The following is a 19,925-nucleotide window of genomic DNA, read 5'->3' as shown; positions in this document are numbered from 1 at the left end:
GGTAATATTAACAGGCAGGAATGGAGATTGTATGATTAGAGATATAACAATTGGACAATATTATAAAGCTGATTCTGTCATTCACAGATTAGACCCAAGAGTTAAGCTTATGGGTACTCTTATCTTTATAATTTCGTTGTTTATGGGAATGAATATATGGATATATGCTGTTGTCACGGTAGCATTGGCGGTAGTTATTAAAATGTCCAGAATTCCTCTCAAATTTATGGTTAGAGGACTTAAATCAATAGTAATACTGATTATTATAAGTGCGGTGTTTAACCTGTTTCTGACACCGGGAGACGTGCTTATACAGATATGGAAGCTGACAATAACTTATCAGGGTCTTAAAATGGCTATATTTATGGTTGTAAGGCTTATATATCTTATTGTAGGCACATCATTGATGACACTTACTACAACGCCTAATAACTTAACAGACGGTCTTGAGAAGGGGCTTGGATTTCTTAAAGTTATCAAAGTACCAGTTCACGAGATAGCGATGATGATGTCGATAGCATTAAGATTCATACCAATACTTATAGAAGAAACTGATAAGATTATGAAAGCACAGATGGCAAGAGGTGCGGATTTTGAGAATGGAAGTCTTATAAAGAGAGCCAAAGCAATGGTTCCAATACTTGTTCCGTTATTTGTGTCAGCCTTCAGAAGAGCCAATGAGCTTGCAATGGCTATGGAAGCAAGATGTTATCACGGTTCAGAGGGCAGGACAAAGATGAAGCCTTTAAAATATGAAAAGAGAGACAGAATTGCCTATATCAGTATGGTTCTGTACCTTGGAGTTATTATCATTGTCAAGATTATAGCTGCATAGTAAGTCGCTAAAAGGGGCTGTAGCACGAAGCATTATTTATATAGTAGGAAGTCAGGAAATGTTGTATTAACCTACGTATTATATAGATTATGTCTGAGGTGGCAGTCCCTTTTATGTTAAGAAGTGAGGAATTAGAGAGAAGTGTGCAGAAAGATTAATGACAAGTATGTAAAGAGATTAGAGAGAAGTGTGTAGAAAGATTAATGACAAGTATGTAAAGAGATTAGAGAGAAGTACGCGGAAAGATTAATGACAAGTATATGAAGATATTAATAGGAAGTGTATGTATCGATTAATAATAAGTGTGAAAAAAATTAAGGAGGAGTGAATGAAAAGAATAAGATTAAGGGTCGCATATGATGGTACGAATTATTCGGGCTGGCAGATACAGCCTAACGCACCGACAATTGAGAAAAAGCTTGATGAAGCTATATACGCGCTTACAGGTGAAAATGTCCATGTAACAGGTGCAAGCAGAACCGATGCAGGAGTTCACGCATTAGGAAATGTCGCTGTATTTGATACTGCTTCAAGCATACCAGCAGACAAGTTCACATATGCACTTAACAGGTACCTTCCTGAAGATATAATAATACAGCAGTCAGATGAGGTAGAATTTGATTTTCATCCAAGACACTGTGATACAAGAAAGACATACTGCTACAGTATATTAAATACGGAGTTTGGACTTCCTAAGAAACGTAACTATACATGGAATGTACCAGGGAATATTGATATTTCTAAAATGCAGGAGGCGGCAGAGTATCTTGTAGGAGAACACGATTTTAAGAGCTTCTGTTGTGTGCGTACACAGACAGAAACAACCGTAAGGAAGATATATTCGCTTGATGTAGATAGAAAAGGTGATGAAATATTAATAACAGTTACAGGTAATGGTTTCTTATATAATATGGTAAGAATAATAGCAGGAACGCTTATACAGGTCGGAAAAGGGAAATTTAATCCAGAGTATGTAAAGGAAATGCTTGATGCAAAGGACAGGACACAGGCAGGCCAGACAGCACCACCGCAGGGGCTTACACTTATGAAAATAGAGTATCTGTAATTCTTGATATTGGTAATTTTAATAATTAAATACATAGTTTATATTTTTAACCAAGTTGTTGATAAATACATTGCAGAATAAAATCTCTGTGGATAATTTCTTGAAAATTATATGGTAAAAATACATTTTCTGATTGACACACAAGGCTGTGTGTTATATAATTCTTTAATGTGGCGTAACAAGTGCGCCTTGACATAAGTTAATCAGAATTAGGTGTTTCACCATATGCCCCGGAGAAGCATTTAATATATATTAACATTTATTTAATTAGAACAATTAATTATGCATTTAAGCAATATTTAGGAGGAAAACTAATGAGTACTTATATGGCTAGTGCATCTAACATCGAAAGAAAATGGTATGTTGTAGATGCTGCAGATTATACATTAGGTCGTTTAGCATCACAGGTTGCTGCTGTATTAAGAGGTAAGAATAAGCCTACTTATACACCATTCCTTGACTGTGGTGACAATGTTATCGTAATCAACGCTGAAAAGATTAAGGTTACAGGTAAGAAGTTAGATCAGAAGATTTACTACAATCACTCAGATTATGTAGGTGGTATGAAAGAAACAACTCTTAAGGAGATGATGGAAAAGCATCCAGAAAGAGTTATTGAACTTGCTGTTAAGGGTATGCTTCCAAAGGGACCTTTAGGAAGACAGATGTACACAAAGCTTCATGTATATGCAGGTCCAGATCATGAACAGGCAGCTCAGAAGCCAGAAGTTTTAAAGTTTTAATTAAAGGACATATCATAAGGAGGAATTAACAGTGGCTAAGAAAGCAAACGGAAAGTTCTACGGAACAGGTAGAAGAAAAAGCAGTATTGCTAGAGTATATTTAGTACCAGGTAATGGTAATATTACAATAAATAAGAGATCACTTGATGAATATTTCGGTCTTGAAACACTTAAGGTTGTAGTTAAACAGCCATTAGTTCTTACAGAGACAGCTGACAAGTATGATGTAATCGTTAACGTACACGGTGGCGGATACACAGGTCAGGCTGGTGCTATCAGACACGGTATCTCAAGAGCTCTTCTTCAGGTTGATTCAGAAGAATACCGTCCATCACTTAAGAAGGCTGGTTTCTTAACAAGAGATCCAAGAATGAAGGAAAGAAAGAAGTACGGTTTAAAGGCAGCTCGTCGTGCTCCTCAGTTCTCAAAGAGATAATATTTACAATCCAAAGCGTCTTATGGCGTTTCAGAAAAGTATATTACACCTCGGAATTTCGGTTCCGGGGTGTTTTTTTATATAAAATGTGATAGAATATATTATAATAGTTAAGTATTAAGTGTAATTAAAAAGCTATTTTCGTATTAATTAGAATGGAGAGATATTTATATGACAACTGTAAGCACAAAGAGTGGTAGAATTATAAAAGTTGTATCCAGAGAAGAAGAGAAGAGTACATTGACTGAATCAGACAGTGAAATGGACGAAAGAGCGGTTGAAGCTGTTAAGGCAGCGATAAATAAAGCTAAGATTTGTAAAAAACCTATAGCAGGTTATGATAAAGAAAAAAAGCGTGCTTATGTAGAGTATGCGAATGGGGAAAGAAAGTATGCAGAATAGAAAACCGATGATTCTTGTATTAGCAGGACCAAATGGCTCGGGGAAAAGTACAATAACCACTTTTTTTGATAAAGTTGGTAAGTATACTAATGCTGATGATGTTGTTGCGACTACAGGAATGAATAATATGGAAGCTGCTGTTTTGGTTGACAGGATGAGATATGAATCAATTGCCAAGAAAGAAGATTTTACATTTGAAACAGTCTTGTCATCTGAACATAAGTTAAACATTTTAAGAAAAGCAAAAGAAGAGGGATATTTTATAAAATGTGTATTTGTGTTGACAGTTGACCCACAAATTAATATTGCCAGAATAGAATCTCGTGTGGCAGCAGGTGGACATAATGTTGATAGCAGTAAAGTTATTGAAAGATATTATAAATCAATTAATAACATAAAAGAGTTACTTGATATATGCGATATTATGCATGTTTATGATAATACCAAATCACCAGAAAGAAGAACTATCAATATATCCAAATGAATATTGGAGTGAACAGGATATATTAGGATTGATGGAATAATGTTGTTGTTATCTTATCTTGGAATACCAATACAATTTATTACACACCAGAATTTCGGTTCTGGTGTGTTTTTTGACATTAATTACATTAACCCTTCATCTGCATCCTATACTTAAGCGGTGAAACAAGGAATTCTTTTTTAAATGAATAACTAAAGTAGCTGGTACTTTTAAATCCGCATTCATATGCAATTTGATCTATTGGTTTGTCAGTATTTGACAGTAAAACTATAGCATGTTCTAATCTTACCTTAGATAAATATCTTGAAAAAGCTTCTCCTGTATTTTGTTTGAATAGCCTTGAAAAATGAGAGCTGGAAAAGCTAAATAATTTACAAATATTATCCACATTTATATCAGTCATATAATTAGAGTCTATATATCTCATAACATCATTGATATTTTTGTTTATTTTCTTGCCCTGACTGCCGTTTATATCATGAGATAACTCATGCTCAATAATAAATATAATTAAGTATGTAAGCAATGCCTTTAATTTAGAATCTGAGTATGGTGAATTAATATTATACTCAGTCAGCATCTTTTCAAAAATATTCCGGACAACTTGCTGGTCTTCCTGATTCAGAATGTGGTATTTTTCAGCGTAGAATCTGTTAAATGCAACAGCAGATATTTCTGACTTTATATAATCAGCTATATCAAATGAATATTTAATAAGTATGCTGTTATGCGTTTCATTGCTGGTATAAAAGGTCTGGTGATGTAATCCAAGAGGCATTGTTCCAACATATCCTCTGAGAATATCCCACTCTCCATCAGTTGAGTATACATGATGACTGCCAGATATCTGAAAACCAATCTCATAATGTTTTATACATGCACTCATTGATGGCATATGAAAATTAATATCTTTTCCGTTATAAACGATACTTCTGTTTATTTCAAAATTATTACAATCTTTTATAGGTCTTGGCATACATTTTACTTCCATCTAATGATATTAAATATAAAATAGCATAATATCTTAAATTCTAATTGTAAAGTGATATTTTTTATAAAGAAAGCGACAAATTAATAATGTATAATACATATGTAACTAAGCAGTTGTTTTTTGCGGAGGGATTAGTAATGAATAATGAGAGAATGCCAATTAACATTTATAAACTTGATGCTGGTTATAATGATAAGGGAATGAATAGTAATGAACTTATTAAAGATTATAAACGGAATATACATAAATGGTATTTTATAGCTGCTGCCGACATTGTGTTTGCCTTGATTATAGCATTTGTTAATTTTAAAGTTCCTGACACGGTAATGATGAGCCTGATTATTTATATTGTAGTATTGGCACTGCTTATAGTAAGTATTGTCAGGATTCATGGATATCGTTTACAGTGTAGAAATATAAAGGGAGATTTAACAGATGAAAAAATATAAGCTGAGCACGAGGATAAGTGCTTATATAGCTGTGATTTTATCGCTGGCTATGAGTGGCCATCTGATGAAGAGGCAAAATTTAAATGGATATCATCTGAGCTTCTAAGCCTTAATAAGGAAGGGGCAAAAGTGCGGGTCAAAGCTCAAATTGATTTTATAAAATATCATTATGAAACAGAATGTACAGTCAGGTGGAATGAAAACCTATCAGAGACTAAAATTAAAAATGCTAGTATTACGGCGGTGTAAGCATTTGTTGCGGATGGTTGATATATTAGAGTTAATATGATACTTGTGGATTTAGAAGTCGACACATTTAATAACATTGGCATTGAGATGGAATAATATTCTTTCTTCAATAAAGTAATGAGCAGTTCTGGAAATCTGTGGGTAGTGCTACGCATACAACAGATATGTAACACTACCAGATATAAATCCCCTATTTATGGGCTTTTTAGGATATCAAAACGATAATTCTAGTTCTCAAAGAGATAATTCCCCTGTATTCTGCTTGAACAATCTTGAAAAGTGAGACTGGGAAAAGCCAAATTTTTTACAGATAATATCTGCATTAATATCATCCTGATAATCCACAAGAAACTATTAGAGCACATATTTATAAGAAAATAGGTGTAAATCTGAGAGAGTGGAAAAGGGTGTATATCCAAGTTTAAAACAGGTTAAGTCAAAGTCTGATGCTGCAAGGAGACAGTCAAGAGCAAGTGCTGCATACATAAGTATTTGCCAAAAGCATTATTCCAGTAAGTAGTTCTAAGACTTCATAAAAAGACTTCACAGACATACCTTATAGACAGGCTTTACAGACGTGCTTCATAGATAGACTTTACAGACAGGCTTCATAATTCACTTACAGACCAAACAGCTTTATCGCAAATATTGACAACAAAGGTATTGTAATGAGTGACAATATAGTTGTAAGCACGAATATTTCTGTCGCGTAAAGTGAATCCTTGTCATATCTTTCTGCAAACATAATAGCAGATGCTCCGGCAGGGCAGGCCATTCCTATGAATACGGTAAACGGTACATTAAAATCAAAGCTCTGGAAGTTGAAAATATAAAGAATAAGCATACCGATTACAGGAAATATGATGAGCTTAAGAGCACAAAGATAGTACATACGCAGACTCTTGAGGCTGCTTACAATATTGCTCTGTGCAAGATTAGCACCAGCTATAAGCATAGCAAGTGGCGTATTCATATTGGCTATGTATTGAATCGGATTATCTATAACAGCAGGTATTTTTATGCCGGTAACAAAGCATATAACACCAGCGAATATGGCTATAATGGTTGGTGTGCAAAGATTCCTGCATATAGTTTTGAAGTCACCTGCTCCACCCATGACTATAACGCCATGTGTCCATAATAACAGATTGAATACAGTAAGGTAAGCTGTCATATAGAAAACACCTTCCTGGCCAATGACGCCATTGATAAGAGGTAGTCCTATAAAACCACTGTTTGAATATATAAGGGCAATTTTCTCAACAGGAATTTTGTTTTTTTGCAGATTATAAGCAGAACTTATACTTATACCGTTTCTGCTATATTCAGTATTTCTGATTAGTATATTTGTTAATATTATAATAACTGTAAATGTTGTTAAAGCTGCAATGAGTGTAAGACCAAGCCCCCACATAAGATGTCCATCAAAGTCCATCTGGTAAGATTGGAATATCATAAGAGGTGAAACCAGCATAAGAAGAATGTTTGACAGCCTTGGAACAGTCTTATCATCAATCAGACCAGTTTTATATAGAACTATTCCGCAAAGCATTATAAAAAACATTTCAATTATTTTTTCAGCAACAACAATAGCCATACTGCCCTCCATTTTCACAATACTGATTCTGCTAAAATTAAATATAATAGTGCGTAGCACGGAACAATCCGTAAGCGTTAAAGCCGTGGATTTTTGACATCGGCATCATTAAATCTAATGATACAATATAAATGATGAGAGTGTCAAAAGTAAATTTTGCTACTCGCTGATGTAACCGGATTGCTTCATTGCTATGCAATTCCCGCAGTCATCGAACACCTCAAACTCCCATAAAATAGCGTGTTCACACCATTATATTCCGTTTTAGGTGTTCTGTGTGTACAATTTTTGAATTTAATAATCAAAGAGTTCGTTTTATCACTTCTGATAAATTGGAGAGATATACGAAAGTAGTTGAGTGGGATAATGGATATCTTGTTATGGCAAAATATAAAAATGCCAGTCTCTAAGTTCAACCTTAGGGACTGGCATTTCTTAATTATTCAATTACAACTCATATCTTGGCTAAGGACTACATTAGCAACAGCAGTCACAGATGCTAAGTGCACTATCAATTAGTCCAATTCACACATTTCTGTACGGATTATCCCTCAATAGCAATCCTCTTAGCACTTTCAATTTCCTCAGCAGCTTTCTTTGGTACAGAGAGTCTTAAAATACCACTTTCATATTTAGCCTTTATGTCGTCCTGAGTAATTGCATTACCAACGTAGAAGCTTCTGCTCATAGAGCCGGCATAACGTTCCTTTCTGATATACTTGCCTTCCTTGTCCTGCTCGTCCTTATCAAGACCCTTAGCGGCACTGATTGAAAGGTATCCATTATCAAGCTGTATATTGATTTCGTCTTTCTTAAAGCCAGGTAAATCAATATCAACTTCATAGCCGGAATCGGTTTCTCTGACATCAGTCTTCATTTCGTGGCTGGCGTGTTTACCATACAAAGCTTTTTCAACTTCAGGAAATCCGAAGTTCATCCAATCATCATTAAATAAATTCTCTCCAAAAATACTAGGCATTAACATAAGTCATCGCTCCTTTTTTAATAAACTATTTGTTCGGCTGAACCTTTCGTTCATTCAGATTGGATATATAAATAACCAATCCCCAGGATTACATATTCATCTGAACTATTACCTTGTTTCTTTGGAACATCTGGAATGGCGTTATCTTAATTACTATTTCTTAACTCCCTTTCCTTTGTTCTGGCTATGTTATATACCTAATCATTAGCACTGTCAATAGGTGAGTGCTAATAATTTATAAATAGTTTATAATTATTTCAATTCTTACTATTTTCAGAAGTGTTGAAAAGACTGTACAGGATAAGCCGGTCAGCAGGTAAATTGATTGACAAATACTGTTATAAAGTCTACAATAAATATAATATATTAGTACGTTAATTAATTTCTATTATGATTTGTCAAATTCGTGTGAAGTAATCTAAAGGAAATTGGATTGTGATTTCGATTTTACATTTATTATTAGATTCTAATCGGTATATTAAGAACGTAAATTTATACAAAAGGGGTATATTAATATGAACAAAAGAATAACAAGGAAATTGTGCATTGTTGGCTTGATATCTTCTATTGTCTTATCTGGATGTGGTAATGCAGGTATAATAGGTGGCAACAGAGAGGAGTTATCAGGTGGTACAGATAAAGTTGTCTCTTTAAAGGTGTGGACAGAAAAGGATGGTCTGGATGTCATGAACAAAATGCTAGACAGCTTTAAGGAACAATATAAAGATGAAGCAGAGTTTGATATAACGGTTGAAATCCAGGCAGATTCACAGGTTCGTGATGTTATGCTTACAGATGTACACAATGGTGCAGATGTGTTTTCATTTCCAGATGATCAGATTATATCATTAACGGCTGGCGGAGTTCTGACAGAGGTACCCAATGCAGATGAAATAGCAGCAGCTAATGTAAAGGAGTCAGTCGAAGCAGCGACTCTGAATGATACATTATACGGCTATCCTATGACAGCAGATAATGGATATTTTATGTATTATAATAAAGAATATTTTTCAGAAGACGATGTTAAGTCATTAGATAAAATGTTGTCAATTGCAGCAGCTAACAATAAAAAAGTTGCTATGGAGTTTGATTCAGGATGGTATCTTTATACATTTTTCGGAAATACAGGACTTAGTCTTTCTATTAAACCAGATGGTATAACTAATGAATGTAACTGGAATTCGCAGACAGGTGATATAACTGGAGCAGCTATAAAACAGGCTCTCAATAGTATAGCAGCTAATCCAGGGTTTGTAAGTATGCCTAACGGAGATATAGCTGAACACATTAAAAGTGGTGATGTTATAGCAGGAATAAGTGGTGTATGGGATGTTATGAATGTAAAGGAAGCCTGGGGAGAGAATTATGGTGCCTGTAAGCTGCCAACATATACAGTTGCGGGAAAGGAAGTTCAGATGTCTTCATTTACAGGCTATAAGATGATGGGAGTGAATTCTTATTCAAAGAATAAAGAATGGGCATGCAGGCTTGCTGACTGGCTGACTAATCAGCAGAATCAGGAACTTAGGTTTAAAGAGAAAAATCAGGGACCATCTAACAGTAAGGCAGCAGAATCAGAAGAAATCAAAAAAGTGGCTGCAATACAGGCAATCATTGCACAGTCCCAGTATGGAACATTACAAAGAGTAGGAAACAGCTACTGGGATGCCTGTAAGAAGTTTGCTAATACGGTGCTTAGTGGTAATAATGGTGGTTTATCAGATCAGGAAGTTATGGATACGTTAGTTAATGAAATTACAGCTTCTGCTATTAAGTAACAGTAAGTTGACCAAAGTTGATTTACTGTGAGTAGAAAAGATTGGAGAACAAGCATGAATAATAAAAAAAGAACGAGCCTGAAGACACTGATATTATTGCCAGTATTTATACTAGGTGCTTTAACAATAATATGTAATGTTATGGCTATAAACAATATAAGAACTGTTAACTCTAATGCCGCTGATATAACAGATAACTGTATGATGAGTGTTTCAGATCTTGGTGAAATAAAGAATGATATACAGGTTATTCATACACTTGGATTATCACATATTATTGCAACAGATCTTAATACTATGATATCAGTAGTAGGCGAGATTAATGATAATCAGGAAGAATTAGAACAAAAGCTGGATGAATATAAGAAATATGTCCAGAATGATGATATGGATACATATAATTCATTAGTAAGTAATTATAATACTATGAAATATGAGCTTGGAAACATTATGGCATACAGTGCTTTAGGCAAGAATGAGGAAGCATATGCTATTGCTAACGGAGTTGTAAGTGATAGCAGCACAGCAATCCAGAAGGATATTGAGGTGCTAAGCACACATGCCAATGATACAGCTTCTGAGGCAAGGGAAAGGCTTACCAGTGTGTATATAAGCTCACTTGTCAGTAATGGTATAGTTATTATTATAAGCGCTATATTAATTATTGTAGCAATATACTGTGTTATGAAGTATGTTATCAAACCAATTATTGCAACCAATAAAGATATCAGGGATATTATTGATGGAATCGATAATGGAGAAGGAGATCTGACAAAGCGCGTAAGAGTCATATCTAATGACGAGATAGCAGACCTTGGTAACGGTATCAATCTTTTTATGGATAAGCTGCAGGAAATACTAAAGCTGATTATAGAGAATACTAACTATATGGAAAATGTTGTTGCTGAGGTTGATGGCAGTGTTGTCAAATCCAATGACAGTGCTTCTGATTTATCTGCTATGACAGAGGAATTATCTGCAACTATGCAGGATGTAGGGCTTTCTGTTAATACTATTAATGATAATGCTGATAATATACTAAAAGATGTCGAGATTATAGCGACAAAGTCAGATGATATTAATCAGTTCTCAAAGGAAATGAAGGCAAATGCAGAAAAAATAGAGAGTGATGCAAGATATAATATGGTTCAGACAAGTGAAAAGGTTGGGAATATATTAGATGTTCTTAATAAGGCAATAGAAGATAGTAAGAGCGTTGACCAGGTAAATAACCTTACGAATGATATTCTTAATATATCAAGCCAGACGAATCTGTTAGCACTCAATGCTTCAATAGAAGCTGCCAGAGCAGGTGAAGCGGGTAAGGGCTTTGCAGTAGTGGCAGATGAGATTCGTCAGTTAGCAGATTCAAGCCGTGAAACTGCCAACAAGATACAAAGTATTAACTCGGTTGTTGTTGCTGCTGTTAATAATCTATCAGATAATGCTAATAATCTGGTTTCGTATCTTCAGCAGACTATTCTTCCTGAATTTCAGACATTTGTTGATGGCGGCGTGAAATATAAAGAAAATGCTTCATATATAGAGAATGCAATGGATGAATTCGTTGAGAAAACAGATGTCCTGAAGAAAAATATGGATGAAATAGCTCATTCCATCAATACGATAACAACAGTAGTTGATGATGGTGCTGCTGGAGTTAATAATGCGGCTATAAGCACACAGGGTCTTGTTGAGGATATAGTCAATATCAGCAATAAAATGATAGAAAACAAGGGTATTGCCCAGAATCTTAAGAATAGTACTAACATATTTGCAAAGTTCTGATTTTGAATATTGGGGAGAATTGCGGGAGTGCGTAGCACGGAACAATTCGTAGGTATCAAAGTCGGGGGCTTTTGCCCCCGACATCATCATATAATAAATATTTACAATTTTCATCTGCCAGTTTTAAAAAATGGGCAGACTATAGAATAAATTTACCTTTCAAAGCCTATATATTACTATGAATATTGACAGTATTCCAACAATATTGTATACTTAACAAGTTGATGAAATATTACTGGGAATGAGGTTCTCCCAGGAACGAGATAGAAATAGCCAAATTTTTCGTTCATAACCGCTTGATTATAAAGCTGATGACTTCTGCAAAGTGCAGGAGCTATCAGCTCTTTTTGCGCTAATATTTATTTAGAAAAGAGGATTGTTATGTTAAAAAGTATAGCGCTGATAATGTTAATTGGAATGTCTACAGGCTGGGTATGCCGCAAGGTAAAGCTGCCGGGACTGCTTGGAATGTTATTTACAGGTATTATATTAGGACCGTATGTTCTTAATATGCTGGATTCGTCAATTCTTCTAGTGTCGGCAGATATAAGAAAGATAGCACTTGTAATTATTCTTACAAGAGCAGGACTGACACTTAATTTAGAAGATTTAAAAAAAGTTGGAAGACCAGCATTTCTTATGTGTTTTGTGCCAGCGACATTTGAGATGATTGGTATGATTATACTTGCACCACGTCTGCTTGATGTAAGCCTGATTGAAGCGGCAGTAATAGGTGCGGTTGTGGCAGCAGTATCGCCAGCTGTAGTTGTGCCTGAGATGATAAAGATTATGGAAGATGGATATGGAACAAAGCAGGGAATTCCACAGCTTATATTAGCAGGTGCATCTGTTGATGATGTCTATGTTATAGTTATGTTCACTGCATTTACATCACTGGCACAAGGCAGCAATGTTTCAGTTATGAGCCTCGTTAATATACCAGTATCAATAATATTTGGCATAATTATAGGAATTATAATAGGAAAAGCTCTTGCAGTAGTCTGGAGGAAGGTTCATATCAGGGATACAGTAAAGGCTGCAATATTTTTAAGTGTGGCACTTCTGCTTGTGGATATTGAGGCATCATTAAATACTCCAATTACATTTGCTTCATTAATATCTGTAATGTTTATTGGAATTGCACTTAAAAAGGACAGACCAGAGGTGGCATTCAGGTTATCACAGAAGTATAATAAAATGTGGGTATGGGCAGAAGTTATGCTGTTCGTGCTAGTAGGTGCAACAGTTGATATAGGCTATGTGGCATATGCCGGTGTATCGTCAATCGTGATTATAATAGGAGCGTTAATTTTCAGAATGGCAGGAGTTGCTTTGTGTATGGCAGGAACTAAGTTGAAGCTGAAAGAAAGGGCATTCTGTATGCTTGCATACACACCTAAGGCAACCGTTCAGGCGGCGATAGGCGGAGTTCCATTATCAATGGGACTTGCGTGTGGCAATACAGTGCTTACAGTAGCAGTATTAGCAATAATAATAACAGCACCGCTTGGTGCATTTGCCATTGATATGACCTATAGAAAGCTGCTTAAGAAAAGTTAGATAGAATTAAGATGAATCAGATAGTTTACTAGAAATAAGAAAGACTCATAGCAGCTAATAGTGGTTAAAAGAAGTTTAATAGAAAATAGAATGGAGAAAATATGGATACTAAAGCAAAATCACAATTCAGATTATTATTTCCGTGCTACTTCTCATTTTTTGTAAATGGAGCAATGGTATTGTTAGTTGGAGCAATACTTCCATATATTATAGAAGAAGCAGGAATTAATTACAGCGTAGCAGGAGGTTTTTTATCGGCATTTGCAATAGGCAATCTTCTTGCGAGCTTTGTCAATCCGCCGATGGCTTCACGGATAGGAAGAAAAGCAACAATTGTTGTATTTTCAGCATTTATACCAGTAATGCTGCTTGTTATAACATTTCTTCCACCAGTGCCGGTTATATATGCAGCATTTATACTTATTGGAATAGGCAGAGGCTCAGTAAGCATAATCAATAATGCAGTTGTTAATGATAATTCTAACGGCAGACCAGCCGCACTTAACCTTTTACATATGACATTTGCGGCAGGTGCATTTATTGCTCCATTCATTACTTCGCTTTACACAAGCTTTGGTCTGGGCTGGAGAGCAGCTGCATATACAATAATTATAGGCTCAACATTATCAGTTATATTATATGTGTGGATGAGAATAGACTATAACTGGCCGCTGGAGTCTAAGAAGGCTAAGGAAAATTCTTCTGACAGCAAAGCAAAGCCATTTTATAAAAATAGCATTTTTTATATAATGGGCTTTTTATTATTCTTATATCTTGGACTTGAGAATTGCGTAAATGGATGGTTTGTAACATATTTTAAGAGTATGGATATAATGAGCAGTACATATGCAACCAACCTTGTATCGGTTACCTGGATAATGGTTATGCTTGGAAGACTTCTCACAGCTAAGATATCATCAAAGGTTGATAAGAATAAGCTTATATCTGGATACTGCGTTGCTACAACAGTATTCTTTATATTACTTACAGCAACCCATAATCTTGCAGTTATTACTGTAGCTATTGCAGGACTTGGCTTCTTCTTTGCGGGAATATATCCAACAACAGTATCAAGTGTTGGCAATATAATTAAAGGTTCAACAACAGGAATGTCATTATTTCTGGCCATTGCCGCATTAGGCGGAATTGTTACACCACAGATAGTAGGTTTCCTTGCTGACAGAATAGGAATGACAGCGGCAATACTTGTATTAGCGTTCAACGCTGCAGGTATGCTTATAATGTCAGGAACTAATGTGTTGATGAGAAGAAAAGAAACACATATATAAATGACTATATGAAATATAATTTTATGTGATTTTATATTTACAAATTAAAGCATATAAATGTATAATAATGGTAGTGAAGAGGTATATTTATACTGACGGTGAGGAAGTGCAGATTACAGATGAGAATAATGTATGGATTGTTAATTGCTATTGAGATTATTCTTATGGGAATATGTTCATATAAAGCAATGAATAAGAAAGGCAGACTGGCAAAGATAGTATTTATATATGAAGCTGTTGCAGCATTTTGTGGCATAGTATTTCTTGTGTATATATATGTTCCAGGAATAACTATCACAACGCTTTGCAAGAGCCTTACATTGATATGCTTTGACTGGATTCTTATTCTTCTAATGTACTACACGCAATATTATACAGGATTGTTTCATGGAGTTAAGATTATTAAAGAGGCAATGATTGCCTTTTCAGCAATAGACAGCGTTATGCTTATTGCCAATGTATGGAATCATCAGATATTTACTATAACAGAGATTAATGATTATGAGATTGTAACAGAATTTGTGAAGACCAATTTCTTTTATAAGGCACATTTTATATATAATTATCTTGTTATCTTATTATTGCTTTTATCCTTTATGTTTATGATAGCGAACTCGTCTAAGTTCTACAGTTTCAGATACGAGATAATATTTATAGCACTTCTGATTGGATTTATTCTTGACATTGTGACAATAAGGTCACAGTCAATATATGATGTGTCTATGCCGGCATACGGAATTATGTGTATGCTTATATACTATTTCACGTTAAGATATATACCTAATGAGCTTATAGAGAATACGCTGTCCCTTATTATTAAAGATATGAATAGTGGAATTGTGTGCTTTGATAACAGGGGAAGATGTATATACTGTAATGACATATTAAAGAATATTTATAATATTGGAACAGAATATATTGATGTTGAGAGAAAATATTCAGAATGGCTTAATGAGCGTGGAAGTGACAGAAAAGATACGATGAAGACTGAAACAACAGTATCTTTTCACGATATTAAGAAATATTATGAGGTTGTATATAAGAGAATATTTGATGATAAGAATAATTTTGTATGCGATTATTTTATATTTAATGATAAGACAGAAGACATACAGTCACTTGAGAAAGAAAAGTATAAAGCAACCCACGACAGGCTTACGGGACTTTATAACAAGGATCAGTTCTATGTAGAAACATACAAGATCCTTCATAGAAATGCAGATGTGCCATATTGTATGTTATGCAGTAATATAAGGGACTTTAAGTTCGTTAATGAATTATTTGGAATAGAAAAAGGTAACGAAGTTCTTGTAAAGCAGGCAGAGATAATGAAAGAATATGCCAGTGATGATATCATAGCAGCAAGAATTAACAGTGACCGTTTTGCTATGCTTATTCCTAAGAAGAGTTTCAGTGTAGATATGATATTATCCATAATTCACAGAATGCAGGATTATTTTAAAGATAGTTCATTCCATCTGCACATTTTTACAGGTGTGTATGATATAAATGATTTGGAAGAGCCTGTAAGTATTATGTGTGATAAGGCTAATCTTGCAAGTGAAACTATTAAGAATGAATATAAGAGCAATATAGCTTATTATACAGAAAGACTTTTTGAAAGCTCTATTGAAGAAAGAAGAATTATAGGAGAATTCGAGAGGGCAATAAGTAATAATGAGTTTGAAATGTACTTACAGCCACAGGTAGACTCTAGCGGTAATTTATACGGAGCAGAAGCACTTGTGCGTTGGCAGCACCCTGAAAGAGGACTGTTATCTCCGGCAATATTTATTGATGTTCTTGAAAAGACAGGCTTTATATATAAGCTTGACAGATATATGTGGGATAAAGCAGCTAAGAAGCTTAGCGAATGGAAGAAAGAGGGAAAAGACCAGTATCACATATCGGTTAATATATCGACTAAGGATTTTTATCTTGTGGATGTATACGAAACATTTGTCGGGCTTGTTGATAAATATGACATTGACCCTGTTAATCTTAATATAGAGATTACAGAAACAACATTAATGTCCGATTTTGACAAGAATATGGGTATAATCAGGCTTTTGCAGAACTACGGATTTAATATAGAGATTGATGATTTTGGAAGTGGATACTCATCACTTAATATGTTAAAGGACATAAGTGCAGATGTATTAAAGATTGATATGGGCTTCTTAAGAGCCTCAGAAAATGAGGCGAAAGGGCTTGATATTCTTGAAAGTATAATAACACTTGCTGGAAAGCTTGGAATGAAAGTTATAACAGAAGGTGTTGAAACAAAAAAACAGCTCTATATGTTAGTAGAGATGGGGTGTGATATGTATCAGGGATATTATTTCTCTAAACCAATACCGGTTGATGAGTTTGAGAAGAAGTATAACATTAAGTAATAAGTAAATTGTATTCTGGGCTGCTGCATTTTGTGGCAGCCTAATATAATGATAGGCGTAAGTGTCACAGCGCACTTGATACAAGCGTTATATAAGCCAAAATGTGCGTAGAAATGAGGATATATATGATAACAGGCACAATAAAGAAGAATTGGAAAATGTTAATTACAGTTCTTGCAGCAGTAATAGGCGTACTGGCAGTATATCAGCCAGAAAATGCTGTGTGTTACGCAGCAGATAATGACACATCGGCTATAGAGATAAGAACCTCAAAGGATTTGTTGGAAGCCTCTAAGAATAGTGATGGCAGTTATGTCCTTATGGCTGATATTGATATGTCAGTATTTGGGGTGGACGGCTGGAAGCCTTGGAATTTTAATGGAACATTTGATGGCAATGGACATACACTTTACAATATGGACATTAATACTGTTACAGATGTTACAGAAAAGGCTTATGATGGCAACCTTAAAGAATATGATACTTATTATGCCGGACTTTTTGGGATAACGAAGAATGCGGTTATTAAGGATCTTAATATAAAAGGTGCATATGTAAATATAAGCGAGAATGAGGATGGTAATCGTAATAAGAGCATATTAGCTGCTATATTGGCAGGTTATATGGATAATACGACAATCACAGGCTGTAAAGTGGAAGGTTATGTATCCCTCAAATCAACAGCAGCTATGTGGGGAACTGCGGGTATTGCAGGCTTTGGTAACGGAAATATAAGTGGTTGTGAGGCAGATGTTACACTTGTATGTACAGATGCAGATAAGAATTCTGCTGACAGAGATGAGCAGTTTATGGGTGGTATATATGCCGATGGCTATATCAATGTAAGTGACTGCGTAGTTAATATTGACGGCTATATATCAGAACATGGATATGTTCATTCAGGCGGAATCACAGGACTTTATATATTATATCCAGTTACGGGAAGTTATGTTGCTGATATTGCAGGCAATACAATCAATGGAAAGATAACATTTTTTGAGGATAATACAGACAGACGTGCATATTGCAAGGCTGTTGCCGGTGAAAGAATGAATCTTTATTCAACTTCTGCTGCTAATACAGATAATTTTGTAAGAAATGAGGTGTATGATTATACAGTAGATTTAAAGCCTGACAATTATGTAAGAAAGACATATTCTGTAGATAATCCATATGAGAATGAGCAGAAGCTTGTCAGTTCAGAGGATAACAGTACAGAGAGCAGTGATAATGGACTTATTAAGACAGGAAGCACTAATAATGCTTCGCATAGCAATGTATTAAATATGAGCATGCCAGTAAGGGTTATTGTTATTGTAGTAATGATAGCAGCAGCGGTTGGTATCTATTATTATATAGCAGGAAAGATAAGGAAAAGCAGAAAGAAATAAAAATATCATTAAAGAAGTAAAAAAATAGCACAAAGAAACAGTACAGGGAAATTCAGAAGAAATAAATAAAAAACAGGCACTGAATAAAAATGTATAGTTGGAATGGAGATGTAAAAAATGCAGTTTACAGATGAACAGTTTAAGAAAGACTCTGAACAGTTGATAGACTTTATATATAAAAGTCCAAGTCCATACCACGTTGTTAATAATATAGCGGCAGTTCTTAATGAAAACGGATTTATACGCTTAAGTGAGGGTAAAGCCTGGAAGATTAATCCGTCAGGACGTTATTATGTAATAAGAGGTGGTTCTTCAATTATAGCTTTTAATATGCCAAAGGCAGAAAGCTATAAGGGGTATAATATAACAGCCAGCCACAGTGATTCTCCATCTTTTAAGATAAAAGAAAATCCAGAGATAACAACAGATAAACATTACATAAGCCTTAATGTAGAGAAATACGGCGGAATGATAATGTCAACGTGGCTTGACAGACCATTGTCAGTTGCAGGATATGCAGTAGCAATTGGCAGGTCAGGCATTAAAGAATATCTTGTAAATGCAGATAAGGACCTGCTTGTAATACCTAACCTTGCAATACATATGAATCGTAGTGTCAATGATAACACAAGTCTTAACCCACAGAAGGATATGCTTCCTTTATTTGGTGATATTAATGCCAAGGATAACTTTGATGAGTATATAAAGTCTTGTATACAATCTGAAGACAAGGATAAAGAAAGCGTTGCAGATGAAAGCCTTACAACAGAACTTTTCTTATATAACAGGGAAAAAGGCAGAATATGGGGCTGCAACGATGAATATATATCAGCACCAAGATTAGATGACATACAATGTGCGTATTCATCTTTAATGGCTTATATTAAGGCATTGGGTGAGATTTCAGATGATTATGATAAAGTAAATGTATGCTGTGTATTTAATAATGAAGAAGTCGGAAGCACAACTATGCAGGGAGCAGACTCTACATTTTTATCAGATGTGTTAGAACGAATAAGCATAGCTTATGGTCTGGACAGGGAAAAGTATATGATGGCAATAGCTTCATCATATATGGTATCTGCTGATAATGCACACGCTGTACACCCTAACCACACAGATAAGGCAGACCTGACAAACAGACCATATATGAATGAAGGAATTGTTATTAAATTTAATGGCAATCAGAAATATACGACTGACAGTATATCTTATGCCATATTCAAGGACATATGTGACAAAAGAAATGTCCCATACCAGACATATGCTAACAGGTCGGATATAGCCGGCGGCTCAACACTTGGCAATATATCTAATTCACACGTATCAGTTAATACTGTTGATATAGGGCTTGCACAGCTTGCAATGCACTCAGCATATGAAACAGCAGGTGTGAAAGATACAACTTATATGATAGAGGCACTGACAGGCGTATTTTTAAGATAGTAATTTAATAGTTTAATAACTGATATATGTAAATATATAT

19 protein-coding genes and 1 riboswitch are annotated in these 19,925 nt (G+C 34.9%); of the genes, 15 read left to right on the top strand and 4 right to left on the bottom strand.

Annotated elements, in window-relative coordinates:
* The first annotated feature begins 31 nt into the window (after positions 1 to 31).
* The 6 genes from WMO14_RS09805 to WMO14_RS09780 all read left to right on the top strand — a co-directional run bounded on the left by WMO14_RS09805 (position 32) and on the right by WMO14_RS09780 (position 3,966).
* On the top strand, positions 32 to 835 hold the full coding sequence (locus tag WMO14_RS09805; RefSeq protein WP_055177156.1) for an energy-coupling factor transporter transmembrane component T family protein: 804 nt from the start codon (positions 32 to 34) through the stop codon (positions 833 to 835).
* 328 nt (positions 836 to 1,163) lie between these two features.
* A complete protein-coding gene (gene truA / locus WMO14_RS09800) occupies positions 1,164 to 1,901 on the top strand; it encodes a tRNA pseudouridine(38-40) synthase TruA (protein WP_116444197.1) in 738 nt (245 codons plus the stop codon).
* A 314-nt stretch (positions 1,902 to 2,215) separates the two neighbouring features.
* On the top strand, positions 2,216 to 2,644 hold the full coding sequence (gene rplM, locus WMO14_RS09795) for a 50S ribosomal protein L13 (protein ID WP_022501117.1): 429 nt from the start codon (positions 2,216 to 2,218) through the stop codon (positions 2,642 to 2,644).
* A gap of 31 nt (positions 2,645 to 2,675) precedes the next feature.
* Positions 2,676 to 3,080 (top strand): 30S ribosomal protein S9, encoded by a 405-nt coding sequence (gene rpsI, locus WMO14_RS09790; protein ID WP_022501116.1) that lies wholly within the window; start codon positions 2,676 to 2,678, stop codon positions 3,078 to 3,080.
* A gap of 171 nt (positions 3,081 to 3,251) precedes the next feature.
* The gene (locus WMO14_RS09785) at positions 3,252 to 3,482 is read left to right on the top strand and encodes a hypothetical protein (RefSeq protein ID WP_055287312.1); all 231 of its coding nucleotides are present in this window, start codon (positions 3,252 to 3,254) and stop codon (positions 3,480 to 3,482) included.
* Positions 3,472 to 3,966 (top strand): ATPase, encoded by a 495-nt coding sequence (locus tag WMO14_RS09780; RefSeq protein ID WP_349153751.1) that lies wholly within the window; start codon positions 3,472 to 3,474, stop codon positions 3,964 to 3,966. The genes WMO14_RS09785 and WMO14_RS09780 overlap by 11 nt, the downstream gene beginning before the upstream one ends.
* A gap of 127 nt (positions 3,967 to 4,093) precedes the next feature.
* On the opposite strand, the gene WMO14_RS09775 is transcribed toward WMO14_RS09780, so the two are convergent.
* Positions 4,094 to 4,942, bottom strand: a complete 849-nt coding sequence (locus tag WMO14_RS09775; RefSeq protein WP_349153750.1) for a helix-turn-helix transcriptional regulator — start codon at positions 4,940 to 4,942, stop codon at positions 4,094 to 4,096.
* Positions 4,943 to 5,094: 152 nt separating this feature from the next.
* On the opposite strand from WMO14_RS09775, the gene WMO14_RS09770 reads away from it, so the two are divergent.
* Positions 5,095 to 5,406: a hypothetical protein gene (locus WMO14_RS09770; RefSeq protein WP_349153749.1), complete on the top strand. Its 312-nt coding sequence runs from the start codon at positions 5,095 to 5,097 to the stop codon at positions 5,404 to 5,406.
* Between the two features lie 483 nt (positions 5,407 to 5,889).
* Here the strand turns inward: WMO14_RS09770 and WMO14_RS12920 are convergent, their stop codons facing one another.
* Complete coding sequence (locus WMO14_RS12920) at positions 5,890 to 6,000, bottom strand: helix-turn-helix transcriptional regulator (RefSeq protein ID WP_090140441.1); 111 nt, start codon at positions 5,998 to 6,000, stop codon at positions 5,890 to 5,892.
* A gap of 274 nt (positions 6,001 to 6,274) precedes the next feature.
* A complete protein-coding gene (locus WMO14_RS09765; protein WP_349153748.1) occupies positions 6,275 to 7,252 on the bottom strand; it encodes an AEC family transporter in 978 nt (325 codons plus the stop codon).
* 275 nt (positions 7,253 to 7,527) lie between these two features.
* Here WMO14_RS09765 and WMO14_RS12940 point away from each other — a divergent pair, with 275 nt between their 5' ends.
* Complete coding sequence (locus tag WMO14_RS12940; protein WP_439655302.1) at positions 7,528 to 7,662, top strand: DUF7724 family protein; 135 nt, start codon at positions 7,528 to 7,530, stop codon at positions 7,660 to 7,662.
* 134 nt (positions 7,663 to 7,796) lie between these two features.
* Here WMO14_RS12940 and WMO14_RS09760 read toward each other — a convergent pair whose 3' ends face one another.
* Complete coding sequence (locus WMO14_RS09760; RefSeq protein WP_055177205.1) at positions 7,797 to 8,237, bottom strand: Hsp20/alpha crystallin family protein; 441 nt, start codon at positions 8,235 to 8,237, stop codon at positions 7,797 to 7,799.
* Positions 8,238 to 8,752: 515 nt separating this feature from the next.
* On the opposite strand from WMO14_RS09760, the gene WMO14_RS09755 reads away from it, so the two are divergent.
* From WMO14_RS09755 to WMO14_RS09725, 7 genes are all read left to right on the top strand, one after another.
* The gene (locus WMO14_RS09755; RefSeq protein ID WP_349153747.1) at positions 8,753 to 10,015 is read left to right on the top strand and encodes an extracellular solute-binding protein; all 1,263 of its coding nucleotides are present in this window, start codon (positions 8,753 to 8,755) and stop codon (positions 10,013 to 10,015) included.
* Positions 10,016 to 10,069: 54 nt separating this feature from the next.
* Positions 10,070 to 11,803, top strand: a complete 1,734-nt coding sequence (locus WMO14_RS09750; RefSeq protein ID WP_349153746.1) for a methyl-accepting chemotaxis protein — start codon at positions 10,070 to 10,072, stop codon at positions 11,801 to 11,803.
* 228 nt (positions 11,804 to 12,031) lie between these two features.
* A riboswitch (Fluoride riboswitch) is annotated at positions 12,032 to 12,131 on the top strand.
* Between the two features lie 53 nt (positions 12,132 to 12,184).
* On the top strand, positions 12,185 to 13,363 hold the full coding sequence (locus WMO14_RS09745; protein WP_349153745.1) for a cation:proton antiporter domain-containing protein: 1,179 nt from the start codon (positions 12,185 to 12,187) through the stop codon (positions 13,361 to 13,363).
* A 101-nt stretch (positions 13,364 to 13,464) separates the two neighbouring features.
* Positions 13,465 to 14,652: an MFS transporter gene (locus WMO14_RS09740; RefSeq protein WP_022503064.1), complete on the top strand. Its 1,188-nt coding sequence runs from the start codon at positions 13,465 to 13,467 to the stop codon at positions 14,650 to 14,652.
* 119 nt (positions 14,653 to 14,771) lie between these two features.
* On the top strand, positions 14,772 to 17,048 hold the full coding sequence (locus tag WMO14_RS09735; protein ID WP_349153744.1) for an EAL domain-containing protein: 2,277 nt from the start codon (positions 14,772 to 14,774) through the stop codon (positions 17,046 to 17,048).
* A gap of 125 nt (positions 17,049 to 17,173) precedes the next feature.
* Positions 17,174 to 18,439 carry a M26 family metallopeptidase gene (locus tag WMO14_RS09730; RefSeq protein ID WP_022503062.1) on the top strand — a complete coding sequence of 422 codons (1,266 nt, stop codon included), beginning with the start codon at positions 17,174 to 17,176 and terminating at the stop codon, positions 18,437 to 18,439.
* A 117-nt stretch (positions 18,440 to 18,556) separates the two neighbouring features.
* Positions 18,557 to 19,885, top strand: a complete 1,329-nt coding sequence (locus tag WMO14_RS09725; protein ID WP_349153743.1) for a M18 family aminopeptidase — start codon at positions 18,557 to 18,559, stop codon at positions 19,883 to 19,885.
* The last annotated feature ends 40 nt before the right edge of the window (positions 19,886 to 19,925 follow it).

It is taken from the genome of Lachnospira rogosae (ex Hitch et al. 2025) (genome assembly GCF_040096455.1).
Lineage (GTDB): Bacteria > Bacillota > Clostridia > Lachnospirales > Lachnospiraceae > Lachnospira > Lachnospira rogosae.
Note: the sequence above shows the minus strand (reverse complement) of the source record. Positions and strands in the feature narration are given on the sequence as shown.

Bases quoted from the DNA above. Each gene is read 5' to 3' on its own strand.
- WMO14_RS09805 (WP_055177156.1), top strand. From the start codon at position 32: ATGATTAGAGATATAACAATTGGACAATATTATAAAGCTGATTCTGTC.
- truA (WP_116444197.1), top strand. From the start codon at position 1,164: ATGAAAAGAATAAGATTAAGGGTCGCATATGATGGTACGAATTATTCG.
- rplM (WP_022501117.1), top strand. From the start codon at position 2,216: ATGAGTACTTATATGGCTAGTGCATCTAACATCGAAAGAAAATGGTAT.
- WMO14_RS09785 (WP_055287312.1), top strand. From the start codon at position 3,252: ATGACAACTGTAAGCACAAAGAGTGGTAGAATTATAAAAGTTGTATCC.
- WMO14_RS09780 (WP_349153751.1), top strand. From the start codon at position 3,472: ATGCAGAATAGAAAACCGATGATTCTTGTATTAGCAGGACCAAATGGC.
- WMO14_RS09775 (WP_349153750.1), bottom strand. From the start codon at position 4,942: ATGCCAAGACCTATAAAAGATTGTAATAATTTTGAAATAAACAGAAGT.
- WMO14_RS09770 (WP_349153749.1), top strand. From the start codon at position 5,095: ATGAATAATGAGAGAATGCCAATTAACATTTATAAACTTGATGCTGGT.
- WMO14_RS09765 (WP_349153748.1), bottom strand. From the start codon at position 7,252: ATGGCTATTGTTGTTGCTGAAAAAATAATTGAAATGTTTTTTATAATG.
- WMO14_RS09760 (WP_055177205.1), bottom strand. From the start codon at position 8,237: ATGTTAATGCCTAGTATTTTTGGAGAGAATTTATTTAATGATGATTGG.
- WMO14_RS09755 (WP_349153747.1), top strand. From the start codon at position 8,753: ATGAACAAAAGAATAACAAGGAAATTGTGCATTGTTGGCTTGATATCT.
- WMO14_RS09750 (WP_349153746.1), top strand. From the start codon at position 10,070: ATGAATAATAAAAAAAGAACGAGCCTGAAGACACTGATATTATTGCCA.
- WMO14_RS09745 (WP_349153745.1), top strand. From the start codon at position 12,185: ATGTTAAAAAGTATAGCGCTGATAATGTTAATTGGAATGTCTACAGGC.
- WMO14_RS09740 (WP_022503064.1), top strand. From the start codon at position 13,465: ATGGATACTAAAGCAAAATCACAATTCAGATTATTATTTCCGTGCTAC.
- WMO14_RS09735 (WP_349153744.1), top strand. From the start codon at position 14,772: ATGAGAATAATGTATGGATTGTTAATTGCTATTGAGATTATTCTTATG.
- WMO14_RS09730 (WP_022503062.1), top strand. From the start codon at position 17,174: ATGATAACAGGCACAATAAAGAAGAATTGGAAAATGTTAATTACAGTT.
- WMO14_RS09725 (WP_349153743.1), top strand. From the start codon at position 18,557: ATGCAGTTTACAGATGAACAGTTTAAGAAAGACTCTGAACAGTTGATA.